The following is a 16,176-nucleotide window of genomic DNA, read 5'->3' as shown; positions in this document are numbered from 1 at the left end:
TTCACGCCGACGCGCTGGCGGACAGTGATCGGGCGGGACCGAAGTGGTGGATGAGTGCGGCGCGCAGGGTGTCGGCGTCCCCGGCGGACCAGGCGACGAAGCAGTCGGGGCGGACGAGCAACGCGGTCGCGGTGGTGCCCCGCAGCGGGCCGGTGATCACGTCGACCCGGTCTCGCCAGGGCGCGGCGACCTCGGCGAAGGCGCCCGTGGAGTCCAGCAGCAGCGGCCGGGCGGTGCGGGTCAGCTCGGCGAGGCGGAGCGCGCCGTGGTCGCCGTGCACGATGACGTCGGGGGCGTTGCGGCCGGCCAGCGGGTCGGTGGGGTCGGCGGGATAGCGGACGTCCGCGCCGGACATCAGCGCCGCGATGTGCCCGGTCACCTCCGGCTTGCGCAGCAGTTCGGCGAAGAGTTCCCGCAGGCCGGTGATGTCGTCGCCGGGGGCGATGAGCGCCGACTGGGCCCGGGTGGACATGACGACCCGTTCGGCGACGGGGCGGCGCTCGGTCTCGTACGTGTCGAGCAGCCCCTGCGGTGCCCAGCCGCGCACCGTGGCGGCGAGCTTCCAGCCCAGGTTGACGGCGTCCTGCAGGCCGAGGTTGAGGCCGGGGCCACCCATCGCGGGGTGCACGTGCGCGGCGTCGCCGACCAGCAGCACCCGGTCGGCGCGGTAGCGGTCGGCGACGCGGGTGTTGCCGCCGGTCAGCCGGCGCAGCAGGCCGGGGCCGTCGGGCGGGCCGAAGGGGACGTCGGCGCCGAGCACCCGGGCGACGCTGGCGCGTAGCTCCGCCAGGCTCATCGGGGTCTCGTCGCTCGGTGGCGTGTCGGGCCACTCCGTCGTGCTCAGGATCGCCGGCCGGCCGGGGAACGGCGCCCAGGCGATCAGGCCGCGGGGGGTGCGGGTGTGCTGGAACGGTGGGACGACGCCGTAGCCGGGAACGCGCAGGCCGCCGGTGGCGGGGTCGAGGGACGACGCGGGGACGGTCACGGTGGCGGTGCGGGAGACCGACGTGTCGACGGTGGTGCCGGGAAATGCGATGCCGGCGAGGCGGCGCACCGTGCTGCGGCCGCCGTCGGCGCCGACGAGGAAGCGGGAGGTGAGCCGCGTACCGTCGGCGAGGCGGACCTCGACCGCGTCGGGGCGTTGGCGCAGGTCGACGACCTCGTGGCCGCGGCGCAGGTCGACTCCGAGGTCGCCGGCCCGGGCGGCGAGGACGGCCTCGAGCCGGGCCTGCGGCACGCCGAGCGCGTAGTGCGGGTTGTCCGCGAGCGTCGTGAGATCCAGCGGAAACGCGCCGAAGACGAAGGCTGGTTGGGGCGTCGGCGGGGTGCTCTCGCCGCTGAGCGGGGCGTAGAGGCCGCGCCGGTCGAGCAGGCGGACGACCTGGCCGACGAGGCCGTTGGCGCGGGGTTCGCCGGTGGGCTCGGCGTGGCGTTCGAGGACGACGGGGTGGACGCCGGCGAGGGCCAGTTCGCAGGCGAGCATGAGGCCGTTGGGGCCGGCTCCGACGATGAGGACATCGATCATGATCGTGATCCGTTCCGGGTGTGCGTCATCGCCACGGCGGACGCGGCGCGTGGCCGGCCCGTCGCGGGTGTGACGCGGCTGCAGAGGTGGGTGCGAGGCGGGGCGTCAGCGGGGCGGCGGCGGGAGGCCGGCGGCGACCTGGGTGAAGGCGTCGGTGATCAGGCGATCGATCGGGGTGGGCGGGTCGGGGCTGTCGAGATAGTGCTGCATGGCGACGGCCACGGCGGCGCTGGCGGCGGCCGCGACGAGCCGCGGATACATGTCGGTGGCGAGGTTGGTGCCGGTGCGTTCGGCGACGGCGGCGGCGAGCTCGGCCTCGGCGACCGCGACGGCGCGCAGCCGCTCGCCCTGGAGTGCGGGCTCGGCGAGCATGGTGCGTACGCCGGCCACCCACTGGGCGTGTGCGGGGGAGGGCATCGCCTCGACCTCGGGGCCGGGCGTGAACTGTTCCAGCGCGGCCCGGGTGAGCGCCGCCCAGAGCGGCTCGTCGGCGGGGCGTTCGCGCAGCGCGGCGGCGGTGCGCAGGCTGCGGTCGAGGTGGCGGGAGGCGATCGCCTCGGCCTTGCTGGAGAAGTAGTTGTTGAAGGTGCGCGGGGAGACACCGGCCGCCTCGGCGATGTCCTCGACGCGGACGTTGTCGTAGCCGCGTTCGGCGGTGAGGTGGATCGCGGCCCAGCCGAGCGCCGCCCGCGTCTCGGCCTTCTTGCGCTCCCGCAGTCCCGTCATGCCACCACGCTAGCATTAGTTGCGTGACACGCAAAGATGCGCGCCACGCAAATTTATGTCCGCCCTCACGTCGCCTGGGCCGGGAGCACGCCGTCCGCACTGACGGGTGCCCGCTGGTTGCCGACAAGGGCCAGCAGGGCGGCGTGCGTCCGCTCGTCGGCGGCCACCACGAGACCGCCCGCCCCGGTGTGCAGCGGCTGGCCGTCGATCCCGCTCACCACGCAGCCGGACGCCTGGCAGAGGGCGATGCCCGCGGCGAAGTGGACGCTGTCGTGCAGGTGCCCGTCGGTGACGTAGGCGGCGCGGCGCCCGGCGGCGACCCACGCCACCGCCAGGGTGGTGGAGACGACGCGTGGACGGAACTGCCCGATGAAACCGTCGTCGGCAAGGAGGCGGGCGGCGCGGAAGACCGACGCGTTGGGAAACGGTGGATCAAGGTTGACATCCACCAGCGTCGACCCGGCCGACGGGACGAGTCGCTCGTCCACGCCCCCGCGCCGCACGTACGCGCCGGCGCCGTCCGTCCAGAACACCTCATCGGCGAACGGATCCGCCGAGGCGGCCACGACGACCCGCGTCCCGGCGCGCAGCGCCACGTTGACCGAGGCCAGCATGGTGTGTACGGCAAAGTTCAGCGTCCCGCACAGCGGGTCGACCAGCCACTCGCGTCCGTTCCCGCCGGTGCCCGTGCGCCCGCTCTCCTCCCCGACCACGACGTCGTCCGGGCGGGCGGCGTGCAGGACGTCGAGGATGGCCCGTTCCGCCTCGATGTCGGCCGTGGTGGCGAAGTCCCCGCCGGACTTCTCGAAGCGGGTCAACGACGCCCCGTAGTGAGCGCGTACGACCGCAGCTCCGGCGGTGGCCGCCTCGATGACCAGATCCCGGTCGGTGGTCGACATGCCACGCACCATAGATGCGGCCACCGCTGGGCGCCGCCCCGCTCAGACGATGAGGGCCGCCACGATGGTGGTGGCCCGCTCCTCGTGCTGGGCGTACGCGTCGGGGTAGGCGGAGACCTGCACGGCCTGCGCGGCGGCCGTGACGCTCATGTCCTGCCAGCCGGGGATCTCGTTGAGCGCCGAGTAGAAGGCCCGTGCGGCGTACGACGGGCGCATCAGTTCGGCCACCGTGCCCCAGCCGCTGCTGGGCCGCTGCTGGAACAGGCCGACCGAGTCGTGGTCGGAGCCGCTGCCCTGGTTCGGGTAGTCGAACGACTCCGGCAGCACGTCGCTGGCCAGGTTGTAGAGGTTGCTCTCCTGCATCGCGGTGGCCAGCGCGACCACCAGGGCGCGCCGCGGCATCTTCATCTCCCGGCCGACGTCGACGATGACCTTGGCATTGTCCATCTGGGCCTGGTCGAGGCCGGCGACCGGGCGGGGCCGGCGTGGCTTGGGAGGCTTCTTCGGGGTCTTGCGCACGGCCGCGCGGCTGGGGGTGGGCGTCGCCACCGGGCTGGGGGTGACCCGGGCGGGGGCCAGGTCGCGGTCCAGCGAGCGGGAGGCGCGCTCGTCGGCGATGGCGGCGCGGTCGGCGATCGCCTCGGCGAGCGGCTCCACGGGGCGGGTGTCGTCCTCGGCGCCTCGGGCGGTGACCACGGCGGCCAGGCCGAGGCAGCAGGTGACACCGGTGGCCAGGGCGACCCGGACCGGCGTCGAGCCCAGCAGGGTCCGGCGGGGTGGTTCGGGGGCCCGGTGACGGCCGATCGTCCGTTCGGTTGATGCGGCGTCGCCCAGCAGGGTGGTCGGGCGCGCGTCGGTCAGCTCATGGTCGGCGGGGTCGTCGGAATGCACCCGACGAGGCTAGATAGCTCAGTGCGCGATGCCATCGGCCCTTACGGTGGCATGCGCCACAATTTGCCCGGATCATGCGCGCGATAAGCGGCAAATGCCCTCCGAGTACGCGCAACCTCGCCGATCGGGCCAGACGGGTATTTCCGATTGGCCGGGCGAATGCGGTCACCGGGTCGAGCCGTCGCGCCGACTCCGGCCGCCCGTCCGACCTCACCCGTACGGGCGATCAACCGATCCGCCGAACGGCTGACCTCGGCCGCCTGGCCGTCGGTCGGACCGGGTCAGTGCCGGCCGTTCTCCGCCGGCGTGACGGTCAGCCGGTGCCGGGTGTTGTCGCCGCTGGAGAACGGCCAGAGCCGGTCGGCGTACTCCACGAGGTGGGCGAGTTGGTCTCGGCTGAGGCCGGCCGAGGAGATCTCGGCGTGCACGTCGGCGCGGTAGCGGCCGTCGTTGTCGCGCCCCAGCTTCGCCTCCGCCCGCACCTGGACCGTGTGCGCCTCGTCGGTGATCTTTCCAGCCACCTCCACCGCCGCGTGGTGCAGGCAGGACGCGAAGGCGGCCGCCAGCAACTGCTCCGGCGTCAGACCGGTGCAGTGCGGCGCCAGCGGTGACGCCAGCGCGGTGGAGAGCCCGCCATCATCGGTGCGTACGTGACCGCCCTCGGCGGTCGCGGTGGCCTCACGCAGCCAGGAACTCTGATCCGGCATCGCGTTTCTCCCGTCGCTCACGGCTCGGCTACCCGGCCGTGGCCCGGCGAAACGCCGCGAGCGCCACGGTCAGCGCCCGTCCCGCCCGTCGAAGACCGCCACCGCCTCGGTGACCTCCGTCGCCGCCCGCTCGGTCCACGGCGACGTGGAAGCCGATTCACGCGGGCTCGGCACCAGCATCGGCACGTACACCCGGGCGTCCACGGCCTCGGCGAGCAGCAGCGCGGCGACCAGGCTGGTCGGCCGCTGCGCCGGATCGTCGGCCAGGCAGGAGTGGCACAGCTCGGCCACCTCCGGCGGCAGCCCGTCGATCTCCGGCAGTGGGTCCGGCGGCCGGCGCCGACGCGCGCCGAGCAGCTCGCTGGTGCTGTCCGCCTGGTACGGCAGGCGGCTGGTGAGGCTGTAGTAGAGCAGCACGCCGAGGGCGTACATGTCGGCCGCGGGGGTGGCCGGCGCGCCGTCGAGCTGCTCGGGCGCCAGGTACGCCGGGGTGCCCATCAGCATCCCGGGCGGCAGCGGGTCCGGTGCGCCGGTCGGGGTGGCGATGCCGAAGTCGAGCACCTTCACCCCGGCCGGGGTGAGCATGACGTTGGCCGGCTTCACGTCGCGGTGCACGATGCCGCTGGCGTGCGCGGCGGCCAGCGCCGCGGCCACCTCCGCGCACACCCGCGTGGAGATCCGCCAGTCCAGCGGACCGGCCCGCAGGTGCGCGGCGAGTGTCTCGCCCTCGGCGAGTTCCATGACGATGTACGGCACCGGGCGACCGGGCTGCGTGCAGGAGGTGCCGAAGTCGTGCACGCTCGCCACGTTGGGGTGCACGAGACGGGCCGCCGAACGGGCCTCGTCCCGGATCCGCTCCACCGGGTCGTGCTGCCCGTCCGGGCCGGGCAGGATCAGCTTCACCGCGACCGGCCGGTCCAGCACCTGATCGTGGGCCCGCCACACCTCCGACATCCCACCGACGCCGATGCGCTGTTCGAGCCGGTACCGCCCGTCCAGCGTCCGCATCGACCGCTCCTCGTCCCCGACCCGCCGGCGGCGGGTGTCTTCGTTCGCGGTACCCGGGCTCCGAGCAGGGCAAACCGGCGCGGGAAGCGTGCGCGGCCGATCCCGCCGTACCCCGCTGCGGGGTAACGGTGGGTGCGGTAGCTTGCGATCCAGAGCCGGCCGCACCGAGCGTGCCGGCGCGGTCACCGAGGGGAACGCCGCGATGAGCGAGGTCACCGTACGCTTCGTCGGCGGGCCCGCGGACGGCCTGGTCCGGCAGGTCCCGGCCGATCCGGACGGCGCCCCGCCGCAGCGTTGGATCATGCGACATCCCGACGGCACCGGCCCGACCCAGCCCGGCCCCGACCACCTCTACGAACGCGACCAGCCCGACGGTCTGGGCGGCTGGAGCATGCGGTTCGTCCGCACCGACGCGTTCGGGGTGTCCGAGTGACCGGGCGGTGACGCGCACCGGCCGCCGACCCGGCCGCACAGCTGGCACACAGGTGCCGCAGGGGTGGGGCACAGGTGCCACGCCCACGATGGGGGGCATGGTCATGGACGGGCAGGCCGCGCCGGGCCGGATCGAGCTGCGCCGCCCCGACGGCGAGCCGGTCCGGGTGCTGGTGGTCGACGACGAGGCGACGCTGACCGACCTGCTGTCGATGGCGCTGCGCTACGAGGGTTGGCAGGTGCGCAGCGCCGGCAACGGCATGGCGGCGCTGAGCGCGGCGCGGCAGTTCCAACCGGACGCCGTGGTGCTCGACGTGATGCTGCCCGACCTGGACGGCTTCCAGGTGCTGCGCCGGCTGCGCGAGCACGCCCCCACCGTGCCGGTGCTCTTCCTGACCGCCCGCGACGCCGTCGAGGAACGCATCGCCGGCCTGACCGTCGGCGGCGACGACTACGTCACCAAACCGTTCAGCCTGGAAGAGGTGATCGCCCGGCTGCGCGCGCTGCTGCGCCGCTCCGGCTTCGCGGTCGCCGCCCGCGAGGACGCGGTGCTCACCGTCGGCGACCTCAGCCTCGACGAGGACAGCCACGAGGTCCGCCGCGCCGGGCAGCTGGTCACCCTCACCGCGACCGAGTTCGAGCTGCTGCGGTACCTGATGCGCAACCCGCGCCGGGTGCTCAGCAAGGCGCAGATCCTCGACCGGGTGTGGAACTACGACTTCGGCGGCCAGGCCAACGTGGTCGAGCTGTACATCTCGTACCTGCGCAAGAAGATCGACGCCGGTCGGGCGCCGATGATCCACACGTTGCGCGGCGCGGGCTATGTCCTCAAACCCGCCGACTAGCCGCCGGCTGCTGCGCGCCGCCCGACGGTGGATGGCCGGCCGGTCCCTGCGGACACGACTGGTGCTCGCCCTGGTCGCGCTGCTCGCCGTGGTCAGCGTCGCCATCGGCGGGCTGACCACGATCGCGTTGCGGCACTTCCTGATCGACCGGCTCGACGGCCAACTGGCGCCCGCGACGGCCATGCGCGGCGACCGTCCGGGGCGGCCGGCGTTCCCGGGCAGCGGCCCCGCCGTCCCACCCGGGCTGCCGTCCGGCACGGTGGTCGCCGAGATCACCGACGGTCGGGTGACGAGCGCGCGGACCCTGACCAACAGCCCGTCCAGCGCCGACCCGTTCCCCGACGAGCAGGCCGTCCCGGTCGGGGAGGTCGCCACCCTGGCGGACCTGCCGGTCGGCGTCGCCCCGCGCACCGTCGACCTCGGCGCCCGCGGCGACTACCGGGCCGTGGCCCGGCAGTACTGGGACGGCCGGGTACGGGTCGTCGCGATCCCGCTGTCCGGCGTCCAGGAGACCATCTGGTGGATGGTGGCCGCGCAGGCCGCGGTGGCGGCCGTCGGGCTGGTCATCGCCGGGGCCGCCGGGGCGCTGATCGTCCGCGCCACGCTGCGCCCACTGAACCGGGTGGCCGCCACCGCCACCCGGGTCACCGAGCTGCCCCTGGACCGCGGCGAGGTGGCCCTCGCCGTGCGCGTCCCGGCCCAGGACACCGACGCGCGCACCGAGGTCGGCCAGGTGGGCGCCGCGCTGAACCGGATGCTCGGCCACGTCGCCGACGCCCTCGCCGCCCGGCAGGCCAGCGAGACCCGGGTACGCCAGTTCGTCGCCGACGCCAGCCACGAGCTGCGCACGCCCCTGGCCGCGATCCGGGGGTACGCCGAGGTGGCCCGGCGCGGGCGCGACGAGGTCCCCGCCGACGTGGCGCACGCGTTGCGCCGCGTCGAGTCGGAGAGCACCCGGATGACCCACCTCGTCGACGACCTGCTGCTGCTGGCCCGCCTCGACACCGGCCGGCCGCTCGCCGTCGAACCGGTCGACCTGACCGCCCTGGTGGTCGACGCGGTCAGCGACGCGCACGTCGCCGGCCCCGAGCACCGCTGGCAGCTCGACCTGCCGGAGGTGGCGATCCGGGTGCCCGGCGACACCGCCCGGCTGCACCAGGTGGTGGCGAACCTGCTGGCGAACGCCCGGGTGCACACCCCGCCCGGCACGACGGTGACCACCACGCTGAGCGTCGAGGGGGACGCGGCCGTGCTCGCCGTCGCCGACGGCGGGCCGGGCGTGCCGGCGCAGCTGCAACCGGAGATGTTCGAGCGGTTCGCCCGTGGCGACAGCTCCCGGTCCCGGGCACACGGCAGCACCGGGCTCGGCCTGGCGATCGTCGCGGCCGTGGTGGAGGCCCACCACGGCACGGTCGCGGTGGACAGCCGTCCAGGGCGGACGGTGTTCACCGTCCGGTTGCCGAATCCCACAGCTGACGCATAGGCGACGCACGGCCTCGCACCAGCCCCGCCGTCGAGGCTGGCCGCATGGACACATCAGAGACCCTGCTGCCGGCACCCGCCGAACCCGACCCGCCGGCGACGGCCACGCGCCCCGACGAACACTCGCCGCCGCAGCGCCGCTCGCCGGCCTGGACCCGGCCCGCGTTGGCGGTCCTGCTGCTCGCCACCGCCCTGCTCTACATCTGGGGCCTCGGCGCCTCCGGCTGGGCCAACTCGTTCTACGCGGCGGCCGTGCAGGCCGGCTCGGTGAGCGGGAAGGCGTTCTTCTACGGCTCGTCGGACGCGGCCAACTCCATCACCGTCGACAAGACGCCCGCCTCGCTGTGGCTGATGGCCCTGTCGGTGCGCGTGTTCGGCATGAACAGCTGGGCGATGCTCGTGCCGCAGGCGCTCTGCGGGGTCGCCTCGGTGGGCGTGCTGTACGCGACGGTGAAGCGTTGGTACGGGCCGGTCGCCGGCCTGATCGCCGGTGCGGTACTCGCCGTCACCCCGGTCGCGACGCTGATGTTCCGGTTCAACAACCCCGACGCGCTGCTGGTCCTGCTGCTGGTCGCCGGCGCGTACGCCACCGTCCGCGCGCTGGAGACGGCCAGCACCCGGTGGATCGTGCTGGTCGGCGTGCTGGTCGGCTTCGGGTTCCTGACCAAGATGTTGCAGGCGTTCCTGCTGGTGCCGGTCTTCGCCGGGGTCTACCTGCTGGCCGCGCCGACCGGGCTGTGGCGGCGGGTCCGGCAACTGTTGCTGGCCGGCCTCGCGGTGGTGGTGTCCGCCGGCTGGTGGGTGGCGGTCGTCGAACTGGTCCCGGCCAGCGCCCGACCGTACATCGGTGGGTCGCAGGGCAACAGCATCCTGGAGCTGACCCTCGGCTACAACGGCCTCGGACGGATCACCGGCGACGAGGTGGGCAGCGTCGGCGGCGGGGCCGGCCGCATGGGCGGAGGAGGCGGTGGCCCGTTCTCCGGGCAGACCGGACTGCTGCGCATGTTCGACAGCGAGATCGGCGGTCAGGTCTCCTGGCTGCTGCCGGCTGCGCTGATTCTGCTCGTCGCCGGGCTGGTGGTGGCCGGGCGGGCGGCGCGTACCGACCGGACCCGGGCCGGGCTGCTGCTCTGGGGTGGCTGGCTGCTGGTCACCGGCCTGATCTTCAGCTTCATGTCTGGGATCTTCCACGCGTACTACACGGTGGCGCTCGCCCCGGCCGTCGGCGCGCTGGTCGGCATCGGCGTGCCGCTGCTGTGGCGCCAGCGCGACCAGGTCCCGGCCGCCAGCGGTCCGGCGCCGTCGACCGGCGAGCCGCTGTCCGCGTCGGACGACGCTCCGGCCGCCGCGCCGCGCTGGCAGCGGTGGCGTCCCCTCGCCGCCACGGTGACCCTCGCCGGCACCCTCGCGGTCACCGTCTGGTGGGCGTGGGTGCTGCTTGGCCGCAGCCCCGACTGGTACCCGTGGCTGCGGGTCGTCGTGCTCGTCGCCGGCCTGCTCGGCGCGGCACTGCTCCTGTTGGTCACCCGGCTGCCCCGCCGGTTCGTGCCGGTGGTGCTGGGCCTGGGCGTGGCGGCGGCCCTCACCGGCCCGGCGGCGTACGCGGCGCAGACCGCCTCGACCCCGCACACCGGATCGATCCCGAGCGCCGGCCCTTTCGTGCAGGGCGGATTCGGGCGCGGCGGCTTCCCCGGCGGGCGACCGCCCGGTGACATGCAGTTCCCGGGCGGCGGCCAGTTCCCCGGCGACGGCCGCAACGGTGGACGAGACGGCGGTCAGGTCCCGGGCGGGCAGAACGGCGGCCAGCTGCCCGGCTTCCCGGGCGGTGGTCAAATGCCCGGCTTCCCGGGTGGTGGTCAAATGCCCGGCTTCCCCGGTGGCGGGCAGGGCCGCGAGGCCGGCGGCGGGATGGGCGGGCTGCTCGACGCCCGCGAGCCCAGCGCCGCGCTGCGCGAGCTGCTGGAGCGCGACAGCGACAGCTACACCTGGGTGGCGGCCACCATCGGCTCCAACAACGCCTCCGGCTACCAGCTCGCCACCGGCGATCCGGTGATGCCGATCGGCGGGTTCAACGGCAGTGACCCGTCACCGACCCTCGCGCAGTTCCAGCGCTACGTCGCCGACCGGAAGATCCACTACTTCGTCGGTGGTGGCGGCTTCCGGGCCAACGGCGGCAGCTCCGCCTCGCAGGAGATCTCCACCTGGGTAGCGGAGACCTTCACGGAGCAGACCGTGGACGGTGTCACCGTCTACGACCTGAGCACCGGCGGGAACGCGTCGTGAGCGCGTTCAGCGCCCCCCGCGCCGCCGTTCAGGCACGCCCCACCACCGGTGCGGTGCTCGACGTGGTGATCCCGGTCTACAACGAGGAGACCGACCTCGGACCATGCGTACGGCGGCTGCACGCCCACCTGAGCGAGCACTTTCCGTACCCGTTCCAGATCACCATCGCCGACAACGCCAGCGTCGACGACACCCTGAAGGTCGCGGAGGGTCTCGCCGGTGAGCTGCCCGGCGTCGGGGTGCTGCACCTGGACGCCAAGGGCCGGGGCAGGGCGCTCTCCGCCGCCTGGTCGGCGTCGTCCGCGCCGGTGCTGGCGTACATGGACGTGGACCTGTCCACCGACCTTGCGGCACTGCTGCCGCTGGTCGCGCCCCTGATCTCCGGGCATTCGGACCTGGCGATCGGCACCCGGCTGGCGCGTACCTCGCGGGTGGTGCGCGGCGCCAAACGGGAGGTCATCTCGCGGGCGTACAACCTGCTGCTGCGCGGCGCGTTGGCGGCGCGGTTCTCCGACGCGCAGTGCGGGTTCAAGGCGATCCGCGCCGACGTGGCCGGCCGCCTGCTCCCGCTGGTGCGCGACACCGGCTGGTTCTTCGACACCGAGCTGCTGGTGCTCGCCCAGCGGGCCGGGCTGCGCATCCACGAGGTGCCGGTGGACTGGGTCGACGACCCGGACAGCCGCGTCGACATCGTCGCCACCGCCCTGGCCGACCTGCGGGGCATGGGTCGGCTGGGGCGGGCGCTGCTGACCGGCGCGCTGCCGCTGACCGAGCTGCGCGCGCAGCTCGGCCGGGCACCGCTGGCCGCCCCACCGGCGCAGGTGCCGGTCGGGTTGCCCCGGCAGTTGGTCCGGTTCGCCGCCGTCGGGGTGGCCAGCACGCTCGCGTACCTGCTGCTCTTCGTGGCCACCCGAGGGGCGCTCGGCGCGCAGCCGGCGAACCTGCTGGCGCTGCTGGTGACCGCGGTGGCGAACACGGCCGCGAACCGGCGGTTGACGTTCGGCATCAGCGGGCGACGGCACGCGGGTCGACACCACGTGCAGGGGCTGCTCGCCTTCGGGCTCGGCCTCGCGTTGACCAGTGGTTCGCTGGCCGTGCTGCACGCGGTGCAGGCCGTACCCGCCCGGCCGGTGGAGCTGGCGGTGCTGGTGGCCGCGAACCTGGCCGCCACCGTGCTGCGGTTCGTGCTGCTGCGCCTCGGCATGCACCACCGCAGGAGCTGAGGCGTCGACCGGCCGGCGCCGGTGCGAGGACCTCGACGACGCGTCGCGTGTGGCGCCCGTCGGGGTCCTCGTCGACGTTCCGGTCGGTCACCCTGATGTCGAGTAGCCGGTCGGCGCGCGCCAGGGGGGGGGGGTGACCAGCGCGATCAGGTCCGGCCAGCGCAGCGCGGCCGGTGCCCGCTCCGCGCCGGAGGAGTCCAGTGGCGCGTCCACGACGTCCCGGCCACATTCTGTGGTGAGGCTGGGAGTACGCCGATGTACCCGCGACGGCGCTGGCGTTCGGCGTACGGTGGCAGACAAGTCCGGCTTTCTGGGTCAAAAGCCTCACCGCTGCACACTCGGGACGCCGGTGTTGAGACGGGGCGAGGACAAGGAGCGATCGGTGATCCATCTGGCCTACCTGGACGCGGGGTCCGGCAGCCTGATCGTGCAGGCGGTCGTCGGCGGGGTCGCCGGCGTCGCGGTCGCCGCCAAGCTCTACTGGCGGCGGCTGGTCGACCGGTTCCGTCGGCAGCCCACCGACCAGCGGTGACCCGGTCCGTTCCGGCGATGACGACCGCACCCACCCGGGTACGCCCCGAGCCCGCCTCCTTCCGCGACCCGGCCAACCGGGTCTTCCACGTCGGCGACGAGGTGCTGCGCGGGCTGGACGCGCGGGCCGCCGAACACTGGCGGGCGCTGCGCGCCAGCATGTTCTTCCCCGCACTGGTTGCTGCGGGCAAGGTCTGCGCCACCGAGGACGCACCGCCGGCGCTGGTGCCCGCCGGTACGCCGTGGGCGGCGGTGCTGCGCCACGAGCGGATCCCGTTCGTCTCGCACCCGTACGAGTGGTCGTTCACCATGCTGCGCGACGCCGCGCTGCTGCACACCGAGATCCTGCGGGCGGCGCTCGGCGACGGCTTCACCACCAAGGACGGCTCCGCCTACAACCTGCAGTGGCACGGCGCCCAACCCGTCTTCATCGACATCGGCTCCTTCGAGCCGGTCCGTGACGGCGAACCGTGGGCCGGCTACCGCCAGTTCTGCCAGACCGCGCTCTACCCGCTGCTGCTCACCGCCCACCTGGGCGTCGACTTCCAACCGTGGCTGCGCGCCCAGGTCGACGGCATCGAGGCCGAGCAGCTCCGGCCGCTGTTCGGCGGCACCCGCCGGCTGCGCCCCGGCGTCCTGACCCACCTGCACCTGCACGGCGCGATGCAGCAACGCAACGCCGCCGCCAGCAGCACCGACGTACGCGACCAGCTGCGCGCCGCCGGCTTCTCCCGCGATCTGCTGCTGGCCACCGTGCGCGGCATCGACAAGCTGTTGCACCGCCTCGACCGCCGCCCGGCCGACAGCCACTGGGCGGACTACCAGCGCACCTGCGGCTACTCCGCGCAGGACCGGACGGCCAAGGAACAGTTCGTGACCGCCGCGCTGACCGCCGGCACCCGCCCCCGCCTGGTGCTCGACCTCGGCGCCAACGACGGCCGCTACTCGCGGCTGGCCGCCGCGTACGCCGACTACGTGGTCGCCGTCGAGCAGGACCCGGCCGTCGTCGACGAGCTGTACCGGGCGCTGCGCTCCGAGGGGCAGCAGCGCATCCTCCCGCTGGTGCTGGACCTGGCCGACCCGTCACCCGGCGGCGGCTGGCGGGGCGTCGAGCGGGCCGGGTTCGCCGAGCGGGCCGCCGCCGACGCGGTGCTCGCCCTGGCGGTGGTGCACCACCTGGCGATCGGGCGCAACGTGCCGCTGCCGGAGGTCGTCGACTGGCTGGCCGGGCTGACCGCGCCCGGCGGGGCGGTGGTGGTGGAGTTCGTCCACCCCGAGGACCCGATGGCCCGGCGGTTGCTCGCCAACAAACCCGAGGGCCTCTTCCCCGACTACCGGCGGGACGTGTTCGAGGGGCTGCTCGCCGCCCGTGGCCGGGTCACCGACCGTCTCGAGCTGCCCTCGGGCACCCGCACGCTCTACCGGGCGGTGCTGGGTGACTGAACCGGTCGCCGTGCCACCACCCGATGTCGGGCGGCGGGACCGGGGCTGGCGCGGTGAGCTGGGCCGGCTGCTGGAGGTCGTGGCGCTGGTCGGGCTGGTGGTCACCCAACCGCTGCTGGACGTGCTGGGCCGCAGCCCCGACTTCTTCCTGTTCCACCGCGCCGACCCGGGGCAGATCCTGCTGCTGACGGCCCTGGTGGCGGTCGTGCCCACCGTGCCGGTGGCGCTGCTCGGCGCGCTCAGTCGACTCGCCGGCCGGACCGTCCGCGCCAGCGCCCACACCGGGCTGGTCGGGCTGCTGCTGGCCGCCCTCGCCGTGCAGGTGGGCCGGCACGTGACGCCGCTTCGGGGCGTACCCCTGCTGGTTGTGGCCCTGCTGGCCGGCGCGGCCGGCGCTGCCGCGCACCGGCGGTGGCGGGCGCCCGGCCGGGCGCTGCGGCTGGCCGCCGTCGGACCCCTGGTGTTCGTGGCGCTCTTCCTGGTCGTCTCACCCACCTCGGCGGTGGTGCTGCCGCGCGGCGACGGCGGCGCCGCCGGCACCGCACAGGGTACGGGCGTGCACCCGCCGGTGGTCATGCTGATCCTCGACGAGCTGCCCCTGGTCAGCCTGCTCGGCGCGGACGGGCGCATCGACGCGGCCCGGTACCCGAACTTCGCCGAGCTGGTCGGCGCCTCGACCTGGTACCGCAACGCCACCGGCGTCAGCGGCTGGACCCCCAACGCGCTGCCCGCCATGCTCACCGGGAAGTACCCGCAGCGGCAGGTCGCCCCGCACTACTCGCAGTACCCGGACAACCTCTTCACCGCCTTTGGCGGCCTGTACGACATCCGCGCCGAGGAGAGCATCACCCGACTCTGCCCGCCCAGCCGCTGCGAACAGCCGGTCGCCCCGGAACAGGGCCTCGGCGTGCTGGTCCGCGAGACCGGCAAGCTGCTCGGGCAGGTCGCCGGGCCGACGGAGAGCGCGGTCGACCCGGAGGACTCCTACCGGGAGAGGACCCGCGCCGAGGCCGGCCTGGACGCCGCCGAGCCGGTGCCGGACGACCCGAAGTTCCGCTGGGACAGCCTCGACGACAACCAGCCGGCCCGGTTCACGAGCTTCCTGGCCGGCCTGAAGCCGACCGCCCGACCCACCCTGCACTTCCTGCACCTGCTGATGCCGCACTCGCCGTGGGCGTACCTGCCGTCCGGCGCCCGCTACGACGCCCCGGAGGACCTGCCCAACGACGGCGCCGGCTGGATCGACCTGGCCCGGCAGCGCCACCTCGCGCAGCTCGGCTACACCGACCGGCTGATCGGCGAGACGCTGCGCACACTGCGCGCCAGCGGCCTCTACGACCAGGCTCTCGTCGTGGTCACCGCCGACCACGGGGTGAGTTTCACACCGGGCGCCCAGGGCCGGGGCATGGACGCGATCAAGGCCGCCGCCGGGCAGGTCGCCTGGGTGCCGATGGTCATCAAGGAACCCCGGCAGCAGACCGGCCGGGTGGACGACCGCAACTGGGAACACGTCGACCTGCTGCCGACCGTCGCCGACGAGGCCGGCGTCCGCCTGCCCTGGCGCGTCGACGGCCGCTCCGCCCGACAGGCCCCCCGCACCGACGGTACGAAGCACTTCTACGACCGGCCCGGCGAACCGGTCACCTTCCCCGGCGGGGTGCCCGCCCCACCGCCCCTGCCGACGCCGCACCCCCTGGTGGGCACCGAGGTTCGCGCCGGTGCCACACAGGGCGACGCGAGGGTGGCCGACCTGGCCGCGTTCCGGTCGATGGACCCGGACACCGGCACCCTTCCGGCGCTGGTGTGGGGCGACGTGCCGGACCGGATACCCGACGGCACCCTGCTCGCCGTGGCGGTCAACGGCCGCGTCGGCGCCGTCGTCCCGGTGGTGCCACCGGACCCCGGCGGACGACGGTTCGCCGCGCTGCTCACCGACGACCGGCTGTTCCGGGCCGGCACCAACCAGCTGGACGTCTACCAGGTCGCCGGGGACGGTACGCTGCGACGCCTGGCGCTGTCCTGAGCCGACCTCGCATCCCGGGTTCCGCCTGCCGGGAAGGGGGTTTCCCGGCCATCCGGTCGGGAATCGGGTGACGCATGCCTCACCGCCGAACCACGGCGGGCGTTGTCCCCCGAGCCGCAATTACGGTAGAAGCGAAGGCAATTCAACGTAGATCTGCC

General features: G+C 74.3%; 15 protein-coding genes. 8 read left to right on the top strand and 7 right to left on the bottom strand.

The features are described from left to right. Nucleotide 1: 1 nt before the first annotated feature. The 6 genes from AB0H52_RS23140 to AB0H52_RS23115 form a co-directional block, all read right to left on the bottom strand. On the bottom strand, nt 2-1,525 hold the full coding sequence (locus tag AB0H52_RS23140; protein ID WP_357949890.1) for an FAD-dependent monooxygenase: 1,524 nt from the start codon (nt 1,523-1,525) through the stop codon (nt 2-4). Nucleotides 1,526-1,630: 105 nt separating this feature from the next. Continuing rightward, on the bottom strand, nt 1,631-2,251 hold the full coding sequence (locus AB0H52_RS23135; protein ID WP_357949887.1) for a helix-turn-helix domain-containing protein: 621 nt from the start codon (nt 2,249-2,251) through the stop codon (nt 1,631-1,633). 65 nt (nt 2,252-2,316) lie between these two features. Further along, nucleotides 2,317-3,150: an inositol monophosphatase family protein gene (locus tag AB0H52_RS23130; protein ID WP_357949884.1), complete on the bottom strand. Its 834-nt coding sequence runs from the start codon at nt 3,148-3,150 to the stop codon at nt 2,317-2,319. A gap of 42 nt (nt 3,151-3,192) precedes the next feature. Further along, complete coding sequence (locus tag AB0H52_RS23125) at nt 3,193-3,954, bottom strand: hypothetical protein (RefSeq protein WP_357949926.1); 762 nt, start codon at nt 3,952-3,954, stop codon at nt 3,193-3,195. 368 nt (nt 3,955-4,322) lie between these two features. Beyond that, nucleotides 4,323-4,748: an OsmC family protein gene (locus AB0H52_RS23120; protein ID WP_151491096.1), complete on the bottom strand. Its 426-nt coding sequence runs from the start codon at nt 4,746-4,748 to the stop codon at nt 4,323-4,325. Between the two features lie 69 nt (nt 4,749-4,817). Continuing rightward, nucleotides 4,818-5,756, bottom strand: a complete 939-nt coding sequence (locus AB0H52_RS23115; protein WP_357949881.1) for a serine/threonine-protein kinase — start codon at nt 5,754-5,756, stop codon at nt 4,818-4,820. Between the two features lie 142 nt (nt 5,757-5,898). Between AB0H52_RS23115 and AB0H52_RS23110 the strand changes: the two genes are divergently transcribed. The 5 genes from AB0H52_RS23110 (at nt 5,899) to AB0H52_RS23090 (ending at nt 12,021) form a co-directional block, all read left to right on the top strand. Continuing rightward, on the top strand, nt 5,899-6,189 hold the full coding sequence (locus AB0H52_RS23110) for a hypothetical protein (RefSeq protein WP_225854618.1): 291 nt from the start codon (nt 5,899-5,901) through the stop codon (nt 6,187-6,189). 97 nt (nt 6,190-6,286) lie between these two features. Continuing rightward, entirely contained in the window at nt 6,287-7,033 is a 747-nt protein-coding gene (locus tag AB0H52_RS23105) for a response regulator transcription factor (RefSeq protein ID WP_151491094.1), read from the top strand. 31 nt (nt 7,034-7,064) lie between these two features. Further along, entirely contained in the window at nt 7,065-8,516 is a 1,452-nt protein-coding gene (locus AB0H52_RS23100; protein ID WP_357949923.1) for a HAMP domain-containing sensor histidine kinase, read from the top strand. A gap of 44 nt (nt 8,517-8,560) precedes the next feature. Next, nucleotides 8,561-10,798, top strand: coding sequence for a glycosyltransferase family 39 protein (locus AB0H52_RS23095; protein ID WP_151491093.1), 2,238 nt, complete (start codon nt 8,561-8,563; stop codon nt 10,796-10,798). After that, nucleotides 10,795-12,021 (top strand): glycosyltransferase, encoded by a 1,227-nt coding sequence (locus AB0H52_RS23090; protein WP_151491092.1) that lies wholly within the window; start codon nt 10,795-10,797, stop codon nt 12,019-12,021. The genes AB0H52_RS23095 and AB0H52_RS23090 overlap by 4 nt, the downstream gene beginning before the upstream one ends. An 87-nt stretch (nt 12,022-12,108) precedes the next feature. Here the strand turns inward: AB0H52_RS23090 and AB0H52_RS23085 are convergent, their stop codons facing one another. Then, nucleotides 12,109-12,234, bottom strand: coding sequence for a hypothetical protein (locus tag AB0H52_RS23085; RefSeq protein WP_357949876.1), 126 nt, complete (start codon nt 12,232-12,234; stop codon nt 12,109-12,111). A gap of 169 nt (nt 12,235-12,403) precedes the next feature. Here AB0H52_RS23085 and AB0H52_RS23080 point away from each other — a divergent pair, with 169 nt between their 5' ends. Genes AB0H52_RS23080 through AB0H52_RS23070 form a run of 3 tightly spaced genes read left to right on the top strand, consistent with a single transcriptional unit; the run spans nt 12,404 to nt 16,018 of the window. After that, nucleotides 12,404-12,553 carry a hypothetical protein gene (locus AB0H52_RS23080; protein ID WP_167517342.1) on the top strand — a complete coding sequence of 50 codons (150 nt, stop codon included), beginning with the start codon at nt 12,404-12,406 and terminating at the stop codon, nt 12,551-12,553. Between the two features lie 17 nt (nt 12,554-12,570). Then, entirely contained in the window at nt 12,571-13,995 is a 1,425-nt protein-coding gene (locus tag AB0H52_RS23075) for a methyltransferase (protein ID WP_151491091.1), read from the top strand. Continuing rightward, the gene (locus AB0H52_RS23070) at nt 13,988-16,018 is read left to right on the top strand and encodes a sulfatase-like hydrolase/transferase (protein WP_151491090.1); all 2,031 of its coding nucleotides are present in this window, start codon (nt 13,988-13,990) and stop codon (nt 16,016-16,018) included. The genes AB0H52_RS23075 and AB0H52_RS23070 overlap by 8 nt, the downstream gene beginning before the upstream one ends. Nucleotides 16,019-16,176: the final 158 nt, after the last annotated feature.

Origin of the sequence: Micromonospora sp. NPDC050695 (assembly GCF_040654415.1) — a bacterium.
Lineage (GTDB): Bacteria > Actinomycetota > Actinomycetes > Mycobacteriales > Micromonosporaceae > Micromonospora.
Note: the sequence above shows the minus strand (reverse complement) of the source record. Positions and strands in the feature narration are given on the sequence as shown.